This window comes from Streptomyces sp. NPDC007095 (assembly GCF_040634475.1).
GTDB lineage: Bacteria > Actinomycetota > Actinomycetes > Streptomycetales > Streptomycetaceae > Streptomyces.
Genome location: NZ_JBEYFS010000528.1, coordinates 972 through 1,326, shown reverse-complemented (window position 1 = coordinate 1,326; position 355 = coordinate 972).

Here is a 355-nt window from a genome sequence, read left to right as displayed (position 1 = left end):
CCTGGAAGACCAGAATGTGATTGCGGTCGTGGACGCGCGAAAAGCATTCCGCCTCCGGCGGTGCTTTATGGAAACTGGCCTCCGGCCAGATTCCATAAAGCTGTGTGCCTCCGGCACGAAAAGCGTTGTGTATGGGTGGTGTTGAGGTTTTTCGGGGGTGGGGTTTGAGGGGGTGTCAGAAAGGTTTTCGGGTGCGGGGACGGGAATGGCCTTCCAGTCCATTCCCGGGGGTGTCAGGGATTCTCCGAATTCCCTGACACGGGAGAAATGGAGAAACTCCCGAATTCCATGGAACCAGTAAAGCACGGAAATCGAGAGAGGGTTGGGGCCACCGGGGCCCACCCCCCCCCGACAC